Raw genomic sequence first — 17,152 nt, 5'->3', positions numbered from 1 at the left:
CGAGCAAGAGCACACGCAATCGCACGCTGGGAACGGAACTGTGAACCACGGCCCCGACGAAAAGGGCCCCGAGGAGCTCGGACAGGGCTTCGACGGGCTCGGCGCCGGCCATGACGGGCTCGGTGCCGACGAACTGGCCCTGCGCCGGATGCTGCACTCCGCGGTCGACGATCTCGCACCGCGCGACGGCGTCCTCGACCACCTGCGCCGCGCGGTCCCGGCCCGCCGGGCGCGCAAGCGCCAGGCCGCCGTCGGCATGGCGGCCGCGGCCCTGTTCATCGGCACCGCGATCCCCGCCCTCGTGCACGTCTCCAACTCCGGCGGCACCGACCCCAACACCTCCATGGCCGGCCAGGCCTCCGAGGCCCAGGGTGGCTCCGCGGGCGGCAAGAACCCGGACGGCGGCTCCAGCACCGCGGGCGGCACCAGCGGCCAGGCAACCGGCCAGCAAACCGGCGGCACCAAGGACGGCGGCAAGGACGAGACCACCGGCGCCGTCGGCGGCACCAAGGTCGTCCCCTCGGCCAGCGCCGACACCATGGCCCCGGTCTGCACCTCGGACCAGCTCGCCACCCCGACCGCCACCGTCGACGCCCCCGACTCGACGGGCGTCGTCTACGGCACCTTCCGGGTCGTGAACGTCTCGAAGACGAGCTGTACGGTCGGCGGCCCCGGCAGCGTGGGCCTGCTCCCGCAGGGCGCGGCCGACGCCACCAAGCTCGGCACGGCCCGGCACGTCTCGGGCGACGCGGCGGCCGGGCTCCCCGACCCGTCCACGGAGCTGACCGGCCTGGTCCTGGCACCCGGCGCGGCCTACGACGAGAAGTTCGGCTTCGTCCCCCTGGAGACCTGTCCGACCAGCGGCTCCAGCACCGGCGGCTCCACCGACACCGGCGGCACCGGCGGCAGCACGCCCTCCCCGAGCCCCTCCGAGGACCCCACAGGCACCACCGGTACGACCACCTCCGGCTCGGACGGCACCACCACCCAGCTGCTCACCGAGGACGGCACGGCCGACGGCAGCGTCGCGGTCTCGTACACCCCGGAGGCCGGGTCCCCGACCGGCTCCGCGACGGTGACGAACGCGTGCGCCGGGACGGTCTACTGGACCGGGGTCCTGCCGGCGGTGTGACCGGCGCCGCGGGGGCGGCGCCGTCGGCGTCCGTCAGACGGCGGTCGGCTGCCGGGCCTGGGTCTCCTCGTCCGGCACCAGGCCGAGCGCCGCGTCCCGGGCGAACTCCACCTCGCGGCGCAGCAGCCGGAACCACATGAACAGCGTGAACCCCGCGAACACGAACCACTCGCCGGTGTAGCCGAGGTTCTGGAACGCCTTCAGGTCGAGCCCCGAGTTGTCCGGCGCGGTCGCCGGGACGGCCGTCATCCCCGAGTCGGCCTTCTCCAGCGTGATCCACGCGTCGTACACCCGGTACGGCACCAGGTTCACCAGCGAGGCCGCGCTGATCGCCGCCGTCTGCCCGGACGGCAGCCCGCCCTGGGCGCTGACGCCGTTGTCCCCGGGCGTCTCGGAGGCCTGCAGCGCGCCGGTGACGGTGACCTCGCCGGCCGGCGGGGCGGGCGCCTCGGCCGCGTCGGCCTTGCCGGGCAGCCAGCCCCGGACGACGGGCAGGGCCTGGCCGGAGTCGGTGCGCAGCAGGGTCAGGACGTAGAAGCCGTCCCTGCCGTCGAGCTGCCGGTCGGGCACCAGCAGCTGCTTGGCGTACCGGCCGCTGACGGTGGCCCGCTTTCCGGAGGTCGACTGGTCGACGGGGAGCAGGTCGGCCAGCGGCCGGGCCGCTTCCGTCCGGGCGGCCTCGACCTGCTTGTCGGCGCTGCGGTGCGCCTCGACCCGCGACTCGAAGCGGCTCAGCTGCCAGGACCCCATGAAGATGCAGAACGGGATGGCGAGCAGCACGAAGACGTTGATGCCCCACCAACGGGGTGTCAGCAGAAAGCGGTACACACCTTCCACGGTACGGGGCGCTTTGCGGCGGCTTGGGAGTGGGGTCGGCCCGTGCGGGCGGCCGCTCGCAAAGTTATCCACAGGCCGAGGACGCCCGCCAGCGCATTGTGGGTGGGTGCGGGCACTATGGGGCCATGACTGCGGCCATGAGTGAGAGCGACATGCCGGACTGGGAGAAGCGCTTCCGCGCCCCTCGGGTCTCCCTGCCGGACTGGGCGGAGGACGCCCCCGACCGTTCCCTGTTCGTTTCGAACGCGACGGGGACGTATGAGCTGTACGCCTGGGACCGCGCGAGCGGAGAGCAGCGCCAGGCGACGAACCGGCCGAACGGCACGACGGACGGGCTGCTCTCCCCGGACGGCGCGTGGATCTGGTGGTTCGACGACAAGGACGGCGACGAGTTCGGCGTCTGGCGCCGCCAGCCCTTCGGCGGCGGCGCGGACGAGGAGGCGACACCGGGCCTGGAGCCGTCGTACCCCTCGGGCCTGGCCCTGGGCCGGGACGGCCGTACGGCGGTCGTGGGCCGTTCCACCGACGACGAGGGTACGACGATCTACCTGGTCAGAGCGGGGGAGAAGCCGCGGGAGATCTACCGCCACCATGAGTCGGCGGGCGTCGGCGACCTCTCCCACGACGGCTCGCTGATCGCCATCGAGCACACCGAGCACGGCGACGCGATGCACTCGGCGCTGCGCGTGATCCGCCCGGACGCCACGCCGGTCGCCGAGCTGGACGACACCAGGGGCGGCGCGGAGGAACTGGGCCTGGAGGTGCTGGGCTTCGCCCCGGTCGAAGGCGATCCGCGGCTGCTCATCGGCCACCAGCGACGCGGCCGCTGGGAGCCGCTGGTCTGGGACGTCGTGACCGGCGAACAGACGGACCTGACCCTGGACCTGCCGGGCGACGTGAGCGCGGAGTGGTATCCGGACGGCAGCGCACTGCTGATCGCCCACAGCCACGAGGCCCGCAGCGAACTGTTCCGCTACGACCTCGCGACGCACGAGCTGACCGGGATCCCGACCCCGGCGGGCTCGGTCTCCGGGGCGACGGCCCGACCCGACGGAAGCGTCGAGTACCTCTGGTCCTCCGCCGCCGAGCCGCCGGTGGTCCGCTCGACGACGGGCGAGGTGGTCCTGGACCCGCCGGGCATGAAGTGCCCCCCGTCCGTCCCGGTCTCGGACGCCTGGGTGGAGGGCCCCGGCGGCCGTATCCACGCGCTGATCCAGAAGCCGGTGGGAGCGGAAGGGCCGTTGCCGACCGTCTTCGACCTGCACGGCGGCCCGACCTGGCACGACAGCGACAGCTTCGCGGCGGGTCCGGCGGCCTGGGTGGACCACGGCTACGCGGTGGTCCGCATCAACTACCGGGGCTCCACGGGCTACGGCCGGGCCTGGACGGACGCGCTGAAGCACCGGGTGGGCCTGATCGAGCTGGAGGACGTGGCGGCGGTACGGGACTGGGCGGTCCAGTCCGGCCTGGCCGACCCCGACCGGCTGATCCTGACCGGCGGCTCCTGGGGCGGCTACCTGACCCTGCTGGGCCTGGGCACCCAGCCCGATTCCTGGGCGGTGGGCATCGCGGTCGTCCCGGTCGCCGACTACGTCACGGCGTACCACGACGAGATGGAGGCCCTGAAAGCGATGGACCGCACGCTGCTGGGCGGCACGCCGGAGGAGGTCCCGGACCGCTTCGCCGCGAGTTCGCCCCTGACCTACGTGGACGACGTCAAGGCCCCGGTCTACATCTCGGCCGGCCTCAACGACCCCCGCTGCCCCATCCGCCAGATCGACAACTACGTCACCCGCCTGGCAGCCCGCTCGGCCCTCCACGAGGTCTACCGCTACGACGCGGGTCACGGCTCTCTGGTGGTCGACGAACGGATCAAGCAGCTGAGACTGGAGATGGAGTTCGCGGAAACCCACCTCACGCCTGCGGCGACAGCACCGACGGACTGAGGGACCAGCCCCCACCCACCCCCACCTCTCAGCCGAGCGAGTCCGGTGGGTGGGTGGGCGGCACCCGGCGTCCGGACAACTCCGCCAGCCCCCTGCGAGTGACCGCGACCACCACCCGGTCCCCGGCCCGCAGCAGATAGTCTCCGGCGACCGGGCGCCCCTCGAGCGCCAGCACCCGCCACGCCCCCGCCCGGAACGCCCCGTCCACCGTCCGCCCCTCCAATTGCGGATGCCCGCCCACATCCACCGCCGCCACCAGCAACACCTTCCGCTCCACCGGAATCGCCCCGAGGATCTGCCGCCCCAGCATCGCCCCCGCGAAGGACGGCGCCGCCAGATAGGACACACTCCGGCTCCGGGTGACCGCACGCGGATGCGCGGCCCGCAGCGTCCGGTACACGGCCGTCGCGAAGTCGTCGTCGTACAGCCGCAGCACCGCCTTCAGGTCCGGCCGTACCGCCCGTGCGTACAGCACGGCCTCCAGATTCGTCGTGTCCGCGCTGGTCACCGCGAGCAGCGCCTGCGCCCGATGGATCTTGGCGGCCTCCAGGACCCCCTCCTGGGTGACATCCCCGAGCACCACCGGCACCCGCAGCCGCCGGGCCACCGCCAGCCCGCGCGCCTCCGGATCGGACTCGACGCACACCACGGGGACATGCAGTTCACGCAGCCGCGTCAGCACCCGCGTCCCGATCTTGCCAAGCCCCAGCAGCACCACATGCCCGCTCAGCCCCCGCGGCGGCTTCCGCAGCGCGGAAGCCGTCCGGAAGGTACCGAGCGCCTCGAGCACCGCCGCCAGCAGCACCGGCAGCAACAGCAACCCCATCAACCCGGAGAGCAGTTGAAGGATCTGCCGCCCGAGCGACTGCCCGATCGCGGGGTCGTCGATGGCGAACAGATCGAGGAGCGTGTAGTAGAAGGCCCGTACCGGATGAATGCCCGTCACCACCGACAGCGCGACCGCGAGCGCGATCACACACCCCACGACCCCGGCCAGCGACCACCGCAGCCGCCGCGAGAACAGCGAGACGAGCAGCGGCACGACCCCGGCCCCGAACCCGGCCCGGCGCCGGTCCTGCGCCGCCGCCGCGGAGGAGGACGAGGACACCTGCTCCAGCACCATCACGCCGCGCTCACCCGCGGCCCGTACCTCCGCGTCGTCGGGCAGCAGCCGCGGCCCCTGCTCCCCGGCGCCCTCGACCGGTTCGGGACCGTTGTTGTTCGCCGAGAACAGCGCCAGCGTGCACAGCCCCTGGCCGGCGTCCTGCCCGGCGAGGGCCCCCGGCGGCAGGTCCACCGCCCGCAGCACCAGCCCGTCCGTCTGGACGACCTTGCCGGTCCCGGCGAGCGCGGTGGCGGCGAGCGCGGGCGCGGCGGTGTCGGCGTCGGAGAGTACGGTCGTGGACGTGTCGCCCGCACCGCCGTCCGTGTCGCCGACCGCCAACACGGCGGCCTGGTCCAGGAGTTCCTCGATGTGCTGCCCCAGTCGCCGGTTGTACAGCCGCAGCACCAGCCGCAGCCGGGGGTTCAGCCGGCGGGCGGTGAGAGCGGCCCGGATGTTGGTCTCGTCGTCGTCGTACACCAGCGCGAGCGCGGCGGCCCGCTCCACGCCCGCCTCGGCGAGCACGGCCTCGGTGGCCTCGACGGCCTCCAGCACCCGCTCCCCGCGCGGGCCTTCACCGGCGGCCGGGCCGGTACCGCCGCCCGCACCGTTGCCGCCGTTCCCGTTGGCGCGTCCGACGGCGGCGCTGACCACCCGGTCGAGGAGCGCGGCCGAGGCGGCCCGGGCCCGTCCGACCACCGGCGGCCTGGCGATCCGCACGTTCGGCGGTACGACAAGGGTGACCTGTTCGCCGTACACCACGCGCAACTCGGCCGCCAGCCGGTGCGCGAGCCCGTCGTCGCCGCAGACCACCATGTGCGCCGGGGCGCCACCACCTTGATACGGAACGCTCGCCACAAGGGAAAAGACTGCCTCAACAGGACGCATGGTTCCAGCAACGAGGTGAACAGCCGCCCCCGACCGCCCGTAGGGAAGGGCAGGGAGCATAATCCCGGATCTGACCGAAGTGCCGGAGGTATCCCAGCCGTGGCCATCACCGAAGAAGCCGCCCCGCCCGGCCACGCGTCCGAGGACGGGACCCCCGGCGACGGCACCCGCACCCCGCCCGACCGCGAGGGCTGGCATCTCAGCTCCCCCCTGGCCCTGACCCTGCTCCTCCTGCTGGTCGTGGTGTTCCAGGGCCCGGTGCGCGGCGCGCTGTCGACGCCGGTGATGCAGAGCTGGATGACGGTGTTCGTGGCGGTGGTCGTCCAGGCGCTCCCCTTCCTCGTCCTCGGTGTGCTTCTCTCGGCGGCGATCGCGGTCTTCGTGCCCCCGTCCTTCTTCGCCCGCGCCCTGCCCGGCCGCCCCGCCCTGGCCGTCCCGGTCGCGGGGCTGGCCGGCGCCGTACTGCCGGGCTGCGAGTGCGCGTCCGTCCCGGTGGCCGGCGCCCTGGTCCGCCGGGGCGTCACCCCGGCCGCGGCCATCGCCTTCCTGCTCTCCGCCCCCGCGATCAACCCGATCGTGCTGACGGCGACGGCGGTGGCGTTCCCGCGCAACCCCGAGATGGTGCTGGCGCGGTTCGCCGGCAGCCTGCTGGTGGCGTGCGGGATGGGCTGGCTGTGGCAGCGCCTCGGCCGTACCGACTGGCTGCGCCTGCCGGCGCACGCGCACCACGAGGGCGAGACCAGGGCGGAGGCGTTCTGGGACTCGGTCCGCCACGACACCGTGCACGCGGGCGGCTTCCTGGTCCTCGGCGCGATGGCGGCGGCGACCCTGAAGGCGGTGGCCCCGGCGGAGTGGCTGCGCACGGCCGCCGCCAACCCGGTGATCGCGATCCTCGCCCTGTCGATCCTGGCGGTACTCCTCTCCATCTGCTCGGAGGCGGACGCGTTCGTGGCGGCGTCCCTCACCCAGTTCTCGCTCACCGCGAAGCTGGCGTTCCTGATCGTGGGCCCGATGATCGACCTCAAACTCTTCGCGATGCAGGCGGGCACCTTCGGCCGCGGCTTCGCCCTGCGCTTCGCCCCGGCCACCTTCGCCGCGGCGATCGCCGGCGCGGTCCTGACCGGGGCGGTGCTGCTGTGAACCGGCAGGCCCAGGCGGCGGTGATGTTCCTGGTGGGGGCGGCCCTGCTGCACGCGGGCGCCACCGACCTCTATCTGCGCTATGTGAAGGCGGGCCTGCGCCCGCTGCTGCTGGCGGCGGGCGTGGTCCTGATCGTCTCGGCCCTGGCGACGGCCTGGTACGAGTGGCGCCGCAGCCGCCGTCGTACCCCCGCTGCCGCCACGGACCACAGCCACCCCGAACCCCGGATCTCCTGGCTCCTGGTCCTCCCCCTCCTGGCCCTGATCCTCATCGCCCCGCCCGCGCTCGGCTCCTACAGCGCGATGCGCGCGGGTACGGCCCTGCAACAGCCGTACGGGTACACGAAGTTGCCGTCCGGGGACCCGATCCCGCTCAACCTGGTCGACTACGCGGGCCGGGCGGTGTACGACCACGGCCGGTCGCTGGACGGCCACAGCGTCCGCATCGCCGGCTTCGTGGCCGTGGACGGTGCGGGCACCCCCTACCTGGTCCGGATGGCCCTCAACTGCTGCGCGGCGGACGCCCAGCCGGTGAAGGTCGCCCTGACCGGCAAGATCCCCCCGGTCCTCCAGCCGGACGCCTGGCTCCAGGTGACGGGCACGTACACCGCCCGCCAGACCCGCGACCCGGTGAACGGCGGTCCGATCCCGTTCCTGGAGGTCACCGAGGCCAAGCCGATCCCGACGCCGGCCGACCCCTACGACGAGACCTGGAACAACTGACGGGTCCTGAGACGGGCTCCAGTAAATGCTTGATCAAGAATCAGCAAGTCTGTTCGAACCCGGTGTTACGCTCCGCCTGCTCCGCGGCCGGGGACCGCGGCACAGGGGGAGGACGACACGATGAACAGCCCCACGCACAGACGCGCCCGGCTGGCTTTGCTGCTGGCAGGCGCGGTGGTGGCAGCGCTTCCGGCGACGGTGGCGTCCGCCGACGAGACTCCCGTCGACCCGGCGCTGCCGACGCCCACCGTGCCGACCGGCACGAGCTGCGGCACCGCGGACGCCCCGCTGTGGCGCACCGCCTCCACCCCGCCGCCCGAGGGTTTCAGTGTGTCGATCGGTGTCCCGCGGCCGACCGTGAACGGAGTGAAGTACCAGGGAGTCGTACACGCCTGGGACGCGGACGGCGCACAGTCGGCTGACGGTTCGGTCGACGGCCTGCCAGTGCTCTCCCAGTCCGTCTATGTGCCCTTGCCGCTGACGAACGGTCACGCCTACGGCTGGCACGCCTCGACGTACGACGGCACGTCCTACTCGAACCCGACCGGCCCCTGCTACTTCCAGGTGGACAGCAGCGCACCGGTCACGCCGACTGTCACGAACCCGGATTTCCCGCCGATGGGAGCGGGAACGCCGACAAAGGCGGCCGGACAGCCGACCACCTTCACCTTCGCCTCCGCCGAGTCGCTGCCCGAGGGCTGCGCGTCGGCGGGCGCCCCGGACTGCCGGACCAGCGGCCTGGACCACTTCGTCTACGGCCTCGACCAGGCACCCGGCATCGGCGCGCCCCAGGTCGCGGCCGACGCGCAGGGCAGGGCGAGCCTGACGACCACGCTCCCGTGGGGTGTCCACACCCTCTACGTCGGGGCGGTCGACGCCGCGGGCAACATCTCCCAGGCCGCCTACCCCATGGCGGTCCCGTCTCAACTCCCGCCCGCGACCCCCACCCTCGCCCTCACCGCCCCGGCCAAGTCGAACAGGGCGGCCTCGCTGACGGTCATCGGCCAGTTGTCGGCGGCCCCCTACGCCTCCGGCGAGACCGCGCACGTGACCAGGACGGACCGGGCGCACCCCGCCGGCGTCGCCCTTCCCGACGCGCCCGTGGCCACCGACGGCACGCTGCGCTTCACCGACGGCCCGGAGGTCGGCGGCGCCGACACCTACACGGTGACCTACCCGGGCGACTCCACGCACGAGTCGGCGAGCGCGTCGGCGACGGTCCAGGTCTCCCGCACAACCACGGCGCTGAGCCTGACCACGAATGCCGCCTCCTACGGCTACGGAGCGACGGCGCGACTCACCGCCCACCTGGGCAAGACGTACGACGACCGCACCGTTTCCCTCTACGCCCAGCCGTACGGCGGCAGCAAGAAGCTGGTCAAGGCGGCCAAGACCGACAGCCACGGCAACCTGACCGCGACGTACCAGGTCACCCGCCGGACCGTGTTCATCGCGGAGTTCGAGGGCGACGACCACTACGCCCCCGCGACGGCCACGAAGACGGTGACGTCCCGGGCGAAGGTCGCGGAGTCCCTGACCGGCAACTACACGACGACCCACTACGGCACCGTCCTCTACCGCGTCTACCACCACACGGCCAAGGCCAAGCTGGCCGTCACGGTCGCCCCGGCCAAACCGGCCCAGTGCGTCCGCTTCCAGACTCAGCGCTACCGGGCCGGCGCGTGGCACACCGAGAGCACCTCGGCGTGCCACTCCCTGACGTCGAAGAGCACCACCGGCCTGTCGACGGCCCTGACCATGTCGACGGGCGGCAGATTCCGGATCCGGGCCGAGTACGTCCCGAGTGCCAAGGACACCGGGAACCTCAGCACGTGGGGAGCATGGCAGTACTTCACCGTGCGCCAGTGAGCCTCACCCGAAAAAGCCGGCCAGCTTCTCGATCGCCGGGGTGACGTACGCGTCCCTGTCGTAGAGGTCGACGTGGGTCGCGCCGTCGATCCAGAACAGTTCCTTGGGGCCGGAGACCCGCTGGAAGGCCGCCACGCTCATCCAGGAGGTCACCGCCTCCCGTCCGGCGATCATGAGCAGCGGGCGGGTGCCGAGCAGGTCGAGGGAGCGGAAGGCGTCGAAGGACGCGATCCGGTCGACGCTGTTCCAGGTCAGGGTCTCGGCCGAGCGGGGGTGGTGGGCGCGGGGCGTGCGGTAGTACGCCCACCCGGCGTGCACGTGCTCCCCGCCGGCCAGCGCCTCTTCCTCGGTGGCGGGGAAGAGCGGGAAGCTCCCCACCCCCTCGCCCCGGGCCTCGGCCGTGCGCGCCGTGGCGGCCGCCGCCAGCATGCCCTGGAGGACGGCGGGATCCTGGGTCCCGTCGGCGCCGTTGCGGAACTGGCGGGCGATGTCGACGGCGCTGACGGTGGCGACGGCCCTGATCCGCTGGTCGGTCGCGGCGGCGGCGAGGGCGTACCCGCCGGAGGCGCAGATCCCGAGCGCCGAGACGCGGTCGGGGTCGGCCTCCTCCCGGGTGGTGAGGAACGAGACGGCGGCCCTGAGGTCCTCGACCCGCTGGGCGGGATCCTCCAGACCCCGTGGCTCGCCCTCGCTCTCGCCCTGATGGGCGGCGTCGAAGGCCAGGGTGACGAAGCCGTGTTCGGCGAGCCGCCGCGCGTACAGCCCGGCGGCCTGCTCCTTCACTCCCGTGCCGGGGTGCCCGACGACGACGGCGGGCCGCGGCCCGGTGGCGGCCTCGTCAGGGGTGTACAGATGGCCGGCGATCTTCAGTCCGGCGCTGGGGAAGGTGATGTCGGTCCTCATGCCCACCACATTCGCCCCGCGGGAACGGCCGCCACCAGGGAGGACTCTGCCTATGCACGCCAGTACCAGGCACCGGACGGCCGACCGGCCGACACTGGACCCATGACCAGCAGCTCCGGTGCCGCCGCCTCCGAAAACGAACTGGGCGAGTTCCTGCGCGCCCGCCGTGCCGCCCTCGGCCCGCAGCGGGCGGGTCTGCCGGACGACGGCCGGCTGCGCCGCGTACCGGGCCTGCGCCGCGAGGAACTCGCCCAGCTGGCGCACGTGAGCGTCGACTACGTGGTCCGCCTGGAGCAGGGCCGCACCCACCGGGTCTCCCGCCCGGTCCTGGACGCCCTGGCCGACGCCCTCCAACTCGCCCCGGACGAACGGGACTACCTCTTCACGCTCGCCGAGACGGCACCCACCCGTCCGGCCCGCCGGCCGGGCCCTGCGGAGGTCGCCCCGCACCTGCGCAGGCTCCTGTCCACCATGTCCGACGTCCCGGCGATGATCCTCAACCGCCGTATGGACGTACTGGCCTGGAACGGCGCGGCGGCGGCCCTGCTGACCGACTTCACGGCGGTGCCCCCGGCCGAGCGCAACCTGATCCGCCTGACCTTCCTGGACGAGACCTTCCGCGCCCTGTACGCGGACTGGCCGCGCTCGGCCCGCGAATGCGTGGCGGTGCTGCGCATGGAGGCGGGCCGGACCCCGCACGACCCCGCCCTGACCGCCCTGATCACCGAACTGACCACCCACGACCGGGACTTCCGGACCTGGTGGTCCACCCACCAGGTCCGCGGCCCCCGCCGGCTGCTGAAGACCTACCACCACCCCGTCGCGGGCCCGCTCACCCTCGACGTCCACCAGTTGTCGGTCGACACCCACCCCGACCAGCAACTGATCGCCTACACCGCGGAACCCGACTCCCCGTCGTACGAGGCACTCCGCTTCCTGCTCCAGTGGTCGGCGTCGCAGCCGGCCCAGCCGGTCCGGGAGAGCCGGAACGGTTGACGGCGGTCCGGCGGTCCGCGCCGGTCCCGTTCACGCCCGGCGGACCGTGTCCTGCTCCTCCGCGCCGACCGGGACGGGGACCGTGTCCTCTGCCGGAAGGGGCTCGGCTGTCCAGGACCCGCGGGTGAGGCGGCGGCCCAGGGGCTCGGTGTAGCGGGCGGTGAGGGGGCCGAGGACGACCAGGATCAGGACGTAGGCCGTGGCCAGCGGGCCCAGGGAGGGTTCGATGCCGGCGGTGACGGCGAGGCCCGCGATGACGATGGAGAACTCGCCGCGGGCGACCAGCGTGCCGCCGGCCCGCCAGCGGCCCTTGGCGGAGATCCCGGCGCGCTTCGCGGCCCAGTACCCGGTGGCGATCTTCGTCAGTGCGGTGACCACCGCCAGGGCGAGCGCGGGCAGCAGCACCGGCGGAATGCTCGCCGGGTCGGTGTGCAGGCCGAAGAAGACGAAGAAGACGGCGGCGAACAGGTCACGCAGGGAGCGAGCAGGTGGTGGGCGCCCTCCGCCACCTCGCCGGAGAGCGCTATGCCGACGAGGAACGCGCCGACGGCGGCGGACACCTGGAGCTGCTGCGCGATCCCCGCGACGAGCAGCGTCAGGCCCAGCACCACGAGGAGCAGCTTCTCCGGGTCGTCGTTGGAGACGAACCGGGAGATGTGCCTGCCGTAGCGCACCGCCACCACCAGCACCAGCCCTGCCACCCCGAGGGCGATCGCCAGCGTGAGGCTGCCCGCGGCCAGGCCGGCACCGGCGAGCAGCGCGGTGACGATCGGCAGGTAGACCGCCATGGACAGGTCTTCGAGCACCAGGATGCTCAGTATCACCGGGGTCTCCCGGTTGCCGAGCCGCCCCAGGTCGCCGAGGACCTTGGCGATGACCCCGGACGACGAGATCCAGGTGACACCGGCCAGCACCACGGCCGCCACCGGGCCCCAGCCCAGCAGCAGGGCCATGGCGGCGCCGGGCAGCGCGTTCAGCGCGGCGTCGACCAGGCCCGCCGGGTACTGGGTCCTGAGGTTGGAGACGAGGTCGCTGGCCGTGTACTCCAGGCCGAGCATGAGCAGCAGCAGGACGACACCGATCTCGGCGCCGATCGCGACGAACTCCTCGCTGGTGCCGAGCGGATAGATCCCGCCGTTGCCGAAGGCGAGCCCGGCCAGCAGGTAGAGGGGTATGGGCGAGAACCGGAAGCGTCCGGCGAGCCGGCCGAGCAGGCCCAGGCCGAGGATGATCGCCCCGAACTCGATCAGGAAGACGGCGGAGTCGTGCACGGTGGCCTCACTCCCGCCCGAGTATGGAGGCGGCCGCGTCGACGCCCTCCTGGGTGCCGATCACGATGAGCGTGTCCCCGCCGGCGAGCCGGAAGTCGGGGGCGGGGGAGGGGACCGCCTCGGCGCGGCGCAGCACGGCCACGATGGACACGCCCGTCTCGGTACGCATCCGGGTCTCGCCGAGCAGCCTGCCGTTCCAGTACGACGTCGCGCCCAGCTCGATCCGCTCGGCCACCAGGCCCAGATCGGTGGTGGAGAGGAGGTTCGGGCTGTGGTGCGTCGGCATCAGCGCGCCGATGAGCGCGTCCGTCTCGCCCGAGGACAGCCGCACCGACAGGGCACAGGCGTCGGGGTCGTCCTGGTGATAGGCGCTGAGAATCCGTGAGCCGTCACGGTGCGCGACCACGGACAGCCTGCGCTGCTCCCGCGTCGTGAGGTCGTAACGGACCCCGATTCCCGGCAACGGCGTCCTGCTCAGGCGTGGTGCCCCCAAGGCTGTCTCCCCTGTCTCGTCTATCCCGTTCCGCGATCCCTTTGCGATTTCTTTAATCACACCCTAACGGCCGACGGCATGACACCGGCGAACGGTTCGCAGGGGTGCGGGGGATCAGCGGTCCGGGCAGGGGCCGGAGCAGGGCGGACATGACCGAGCTGGAGTGCGTCTCGGTTCCGCGAGGGGCCGGGCGGCCGTCAGGACGGATACGGCGCGTAACAGTCCAGGGCCGGGTGGTAGAGGGCCTGCCAGGTGCGGCCCTCGATCACGCCGCTCTCCGGGAGGCCGTGGCAGACCTGGATCCACTCGATCTTCTTCTGCGTGAGGGTGCCGTAGACCCCGTCGGGATCGAGTTGGGGTGGCTCGCCGCCCCACGCGTTGCTGAGGCACTGGGCCTGCTGGACCGCCGCGCCGGTGTCGCCGTACGTGAGGGTGGGCCGGAAGCCCGACGACACGTAGGAACAGCTGTGCTCGGTGGCGGCCGCGGCGGTGTGGGGCACCGCCAGGCCCAGTGCGGCGGCCGCGCTCAGTGCCGCGGCCGAGGTGAGCAGTCGGTTCCGTCGCATGCGCGCTCCTTCAAGGCCGGCTCATGCCATGGTCGCGCGCGGGCGGCGACCTCCGCGAGTCGGACACGCAGCCGCAGGACCGGAAGACCAGGGGCCGGAGGAGGGGAGGGCCGGCGGACCGGAGGAGGGAGGACGGAAGCGGGGAGTGTCTACGAGCCGCCGCTCACGCCCACCGCCTCGGCTGCCGTTTCGTCCGCCGTTTCGCCTGCCGTCCCGGCCGCCGCCCGGGGGCGCGCGATACGACGGTCGCGCACGCCGGCGATCCCGCCGAGCAGCGCCATCCCCAGGCAGCCGAGCACGATGACGGTGGACGACGCCTTCAGCATCGACAGCCCCGACCCGGTCAGCAGGACGACCAGCGCCCAGCGCACCGCGCCGCCGGCGACCCGGCTGGAGATGACGGACCCGAGCAGGACACCCGGAACGGCGCCGATCAGGAGGGTGGCCGCGAGTCCCAGGTCGGCGTCGCCGACGAGCAGGTGGCCCAGGGCCGCGGCGGCCACCATGGGGATGGCCTGCACCAGGTCCGTACCGACGAGATGGTTCGCCTTGAGACGCGGGTGGGCCAGCATCAGCATCACGATGATCAGGGAGCCCGAACCGACCGAGGTCATCCCCACGATCGTCCCGCCCGCCAGCCCGATGAGCAGCGTCGCCACCGGCCGTACCGGAACATGGGCGTCCTCGGCGTCGGCCCCGGTGGCGGCGCGGCGGCGGTCCAGCCACAGCCGGGTGAGCATGCCGGCGACGGCGAGCAGCAACGCCGTACCGACGACGTACTTGACGCGTTGTTGCAGTTCGTCGCCGTCGCCGAGGGCGCGGAGCAGGAAGACGCCGCCGAAGGCGGCCGGGACCGCGGTGGGCAGCAGCCAACGCACGATGTCCCAGCGCACGGTGCCCGCCCGCTGGTGCACCAGCGCTCCGAAGGGCTTCATGAACACGGACGCGGCCAGGTCGCTGCCGATGGCCGCCGTCGGGTTCACCCCGAACACCATGACCATGATCGGGGTCATGAGGGCTCCGCCGCCCATGCCGGTGAGACCCACGGCGAAGCCGACCAGGGCTCCCGCGATGATGATCGGGCCGGTGGAATCCATGGGGCGGACCGTAACCACCATTCCTATGGGAAAGGTATGGAAACATGCGTTCCGCTTTCCTGAGGCCGTCCGCTGAAACCGTCCGCCGGTACCTGCGAGGCCATCCGCTGAGACCGTCGGCCGGCACTCTGAAACCGTCCGCTGAAACCGTCCGCCCCGCGCTGAAACCCGGCTGAAGCCGTGCTGAACCGCCGTGGCCGCAAGCTCTGCGGCATGACGACGACAGCCAACGAACAACTCGCCATCGAGGCGACCGGGTTGCGCAAGGCCTACGGGGACAAGACCGTCCTCGACGGCATCGACATCCGGGTACCGGCCGGCACGATCTTCTCCCTCCTCGGACCGAACGGCGCCGGCAAGACCACGGCGGTCAACATCCTCTCCACCCTGATCTCCGCCGACGGCGGCCAGGCCCGGATCGCCGGCCACGACATCACCACGCAGGCCCAGTCGGTACGGGCCGCCATCGGGGTCACCGGACAGTTCTCCGCCGTGGACGGCCTGATCACCGGCGAGGAGAACATGCTCCTCATGGCCGACCTGCACCACCTCTCCAAGAGCGAGGGGCGCCGGGTCACCGCCGAACTGCTGGCGCGCTTCGACCTCACCGAGGCCGCACGGAAGCCCGCGTCCACCTACTCCGGCGGCATGAAGCGCCGGCTCGACATCGCCATGACCCTGGTCGGCAGCCCGCGGATCATCTTCCTCGACGAGCCGACCACCGGCCTCGACCCGCGCTCCCGCCACACCATGTGGCAGATCATCCGCGAGCTGGTCTCCGGCGGGACCACCGTCTTCCTCACCACCCAGTACCTGGACGAGGCCGACCAGCTCGCCGACCGCATCGCGGTGCTCAACGGCGGCAAGCTCGTCGCGGAGGGCACCGCCGGGGAACTCAAGCGGCTCGTCCCCGGCGGTCACGTACGGCTGCGGTTCTCCGACCCGGTGGCCTACGAGCAGGCGGCCACCGCGCTGCGCGAGACCACCCGCGACGACGAGGCGCTCGCCCTGCAGATCCCCAGCGGCGGCACCCAGCGCGAACTGCGCGCCATCCTCGACTGGCTGGACGCCGCCGGCATCGAGGCCGACGAACTCTCCGTGCACACCCCCGACCTGGACGACGTGTTCTTCGCCCTGACGGGCAACCCCGAGGCCGTCACCGGCGCGGAGACCGCCGTTTCCACCGGCAAGAAGACCGCCGCCGCCACCGACAAGGAGACCGTCCGATGAGCACCGCACCCCGTTCCCTGCGGGCCCACCCCTTCCGCGACAACCTCACCATGCTGCGGCGAAACCTCCTGCACGCCCGCCGCTACCCCTCCCTCACCCTGAACCTCCTGCTCACCCCGGTCATCCTGCTGCTCCTCTTCGTCTACGTCTTCGGCAACGTGATGAGCGCCGGCATCACCGGCGGCCACGCCGACCGGTCCGACTACGTCGCCTACCTCGTCCCCGGCATCCTCTTCCTGACCGTGGCGATGACCTCGCTCGGCACCGCGGTGTCCGTGTGCACCGACATGACCGAGGGCATCATGGCCCGGTTCCGCACCATGGCGATCTCCCGCCCCTCCGTGCTGGTCGGTCACGTGATCGGCAGCGTGATCCAGACGATGATGGCGCTGGTGGTGGTCCTGGGCATCGGACTGGCCATCGGCTTCCGGCCCGACGCGACGCCGGTGGAGTGGCTCGCGGCGGTCGGGCTGATGGCCCTGGTCAGCCTCGCGCTGACCTGGCTGGCGGTCGGCATCGGGCTGATCAGCCCCAACCCCGAGGGGGCCAGCAACATCGGGACGCCGCTGGTCATGCTGCCGTTCCTGTCCAGCGCGTTCGTGCCGGTGGACGCCATGCCGGGCTGGTTCCGCTGGTTCGCCGAGTACCAGCCCTTCTCGCCCTTCATCGAGACCCTGCGCGGTCTGTTGCTGGGCAGCGGGATCGGCACGAAGAACGCCGTGCTGGCCCTGGCCTGGGGCCTGGGGCTGACCGTACTGGGCTACCTGTGGTCCAGGGCGCGGTTCACCCGCGAGCCCCGGCAGTGAGCTCGTGCAGGGCCGCGACCCGCAGTTGATCCCGCCCCAGGGCCGCGGGGGCCGCCCCCCGCCGCGCGGGGGGCGGCCCGGCCGGGCTGGGCCGGGCCGCCCCGGGCGCGGGCGCGGGCCGGCGGGGGGGGGGGGGCGGTTTACAAAAACGCCC

Annotated in this window: 14 protein-coding genes and 1 pseudogene; 8 read left to right on the top strand and 7 right to left on the bottom strand. The window is 72.7% G+C overall.

The genetic code is table 11. The annotated features are described in order from the left end of the window. The first annotated feature begins 40 nt into the window (after positions 1 to 40). A complete protein-coding gene (locus ACWGJB_RS23035) occupies positions 41 to 1,132 on the top strand; it encodes a hypothetical protein (RefSeq protein ID WP_453382001.1) in 1,092 nt (363 codons plus the stop codon). Positions 1,133 to 1,165: 33 nt separating this feature from the next. Here ACWGJB_RS23035 and ACWGJB_RS23030 read toward each other — a convergent pair whose 3' ends face one another. After that, on the bottom strand, positions 1,166 to 1,960 hold the full coding sequence (locus ACWGJB_RS23030; protein WP_453382000.1) for an SURF1 family protein: 795 nt from the start codon (positions 1,958 to 1,960) through the stop codon (positions 1,166 to 1,168). Between the two features lie 146 nt (positions 1,961 to 2,106). On the opposite strand from ACWGJB_RS23030, the gene ACWGJB_RS23025 reads away from it, so the two are divergent. Further along, a complete protein-coding gene (locus tag ACWGJB_RS23025) occupies positions 2,107 to 3,915 on the top strand; it encodes a prolyl oligopeptidase family serine peptidase (protein ID WP_453381999.1) in 1,809 nt (602 codons plus the stop codon). 28 nt (positions 3,916 to 3,943) lie between these two features. Here ACWGJB_RS23025 and ACWGJB_RS23020 read toward each other — a convergent pair whose 3' ends face one another. After that, complete coding sequence (locus ACWGJB_RS23020; protein WP_453382236.1) at positions 3,944 to 5,833, bottom strand: NAD-binding protein; 1,890 nt, start codon at positions 5,831 to 5,833, stop codon at positions 3,944 to 3,946. A 171-nt stretch (positions 5,834 to 6,004) separates the two neighbouring features. On the opposite strand from ACWGJB_RS23020, the gene ACWGJB_RS23015 reads away from it, so the two are divergent. From ACWGJB_RS23015 to ACWGJB_RS23005, 3 genes are all read left to right on the top strand, one after another. Further along, positions 6,005 to 7,045 (top strand): permease, encoded by a 1,041-nt coding sequence (locus tag ACWGJB_RS23015; RefSeq protein WP_453381998.1) that lies wholly within the window; start codon positions 6,005 to 6,007, stop codon positions 7,043 to 7,045. Next, positions 7,042 to 7,767, top strand: coding sequence for a TIGR03943 family putative permease subunit (locus tag ACWGJB_RS23010; protein ID WP_453381997.1), 726 nt, complete (start codon positions 7,042 to 7,044; stop codon positions 7,765 to 7,767). Before ACWGJB_RS23015 ends, ACWGJB_RS23010 begins: the two co-directional genes overlap by 4 nt. Before the next feature lie 120 nt (positions 7,768 to 7,887). After that, a complete protein-coding gene (locus tag ACWGJB_RS23005; protein WP_453381996.1) occupies positions 7,888 to 9,636 on the top strand; it encodes a hypothetical protein in 1,749 nt (582 codons plus the stop codon). Positions 9,637 to 9,639: 3 nt separating this feature from the next. Here the strand turns inward: ACWGJB_RS23005 and ACWGJB_RS23000 are convergent, their stop codons facing one another. Continuing rightward, positions 9,640 to 10,539 carry an alpha/beta hydrolase gene (locus ACWGJB_RS23000; RefSeq protein WP_453381995.1) on the bottom strand — a complete coding sequence of 300 codons (900 nt, stop codon included), beginning with the start codon at positions 10,537 to 10,539 and terminating at the stop codon, positions 9,640 to 9,642. A gap of 102 nt (positions 10,540 to 10,641) precedes the next feature. Here ACWGJB_RS23000 and ACWGJB_RS22995 point away from each other — a divergent pair, with 102 nt between their 5' ends. Beyond that, a complete protein-coding gene (locus ACWGJB_RS22995; protein ID WP_453381994.1) occupies positions 10,642 to 11,535 on the top strand; it encodes a helix-turn-helix transcriptional regulator in 894 nt (297 codons plus the stop codon). 30 nt (positions 11,536 to 11,565) lie between these two features. Here ACWGJB_RS22995 and ACWGJB_RS22990 read toward each other — a convergent pair. The 4 genes and pseudogenes from ACWGJB_RS22990 to ACWGJB_RS22975 all read right to left on the bottom strand — a co-directional run bounded on the left by ACWGJB_RS22990 (position 11,566) and on the right by ACWGJB_RS22975 (position 14,962). After that, a pseudogene (locus ACWGJB_RS22990) lies at positions 11,566 to 12,806 on the bottom strand (cation:proton antiporter). 7 nt (positions 12,807 to 12,813) lie between these two features. Beyond that, positions 12,814 to 13,284, bottom strand: coding sequence for a cation:proton antiporter regulatory subunit (locus tag ACWGJB_RS22985; protein ID WP_453382235.1), 471 nt, complete (start codon positions 13,282 to 13,284; stop codon positions 12,814 to 12,816). A gap of 212 nt (positions 13,285 to 13,496) precedes the next feature. Further along, positions 13,497 to 13,865, bottom strand: coding sequence for a peptidoglycan-binding domain-containing protein (locus tag ACWGJB_RS22980; RefSeq protein ID WP_453381993.1), 369 nt, complete (start codon positions 13,863 to 13,865; stop codon positions 13,497 to 13,499). 149 nt (positions 13,866 to 14,014) lie between these two features. Beyond that, positions 14,015 to 14,962: a sulfite exporter TauE/SafE family protein gene (locus tag ACWGJB_RS22975; RefSeq protein WP_453381992.1), complete on the bottom strand. Its 948-nt coding sequence runs from the start codon at positions 14,960 to 14,962 to the stop codon at positions 14,015 to 14,017. 213 nt (positions 14,963 to 15,175) lie between these two features. On the opposite strand from ACWGJB_RS22975, the gene ACWGJB_RS22970 reads away from it, so the two are divergent. Both ACWGJB_RS22970 and ACWGJB_RS22965 read left to right on the top strand, forming a co-directional pair. After that, complete coding sequence (locus ACWGJB_RS22970) at positions 15,176 to 16,192, top strand: ATP-binding cassette domain-containing protein (protein ID WP_453381991.1); 1,017 nt, start codon at positions 15,176 to 15,178, stop codon at positions 16,190 to 16,192. Further along, a complete protein-coding gene (locus ACWGJB_RS22965) occupies positions 16,189 to 16,998 on the top strand; it encodes an ABC transporter permease (RefSeq protein ID WP_453381990.1) in 810 nt (269 codons plus the stop codon). The genes ACWGJB_RS22970 and ACWGJB_RS22965 overlap by 4 nt, the downstream gene beginning before the upstream one ends. Positions 16,999 to 17,152: the final 154 nt, after the last annotated feature.

Source organism: Streptomyces sp. NPDC054813, assembly GCF_053611365.1.
This window is presented reverse-complemented; position numbering and strand designations above follow the sequence as displayed.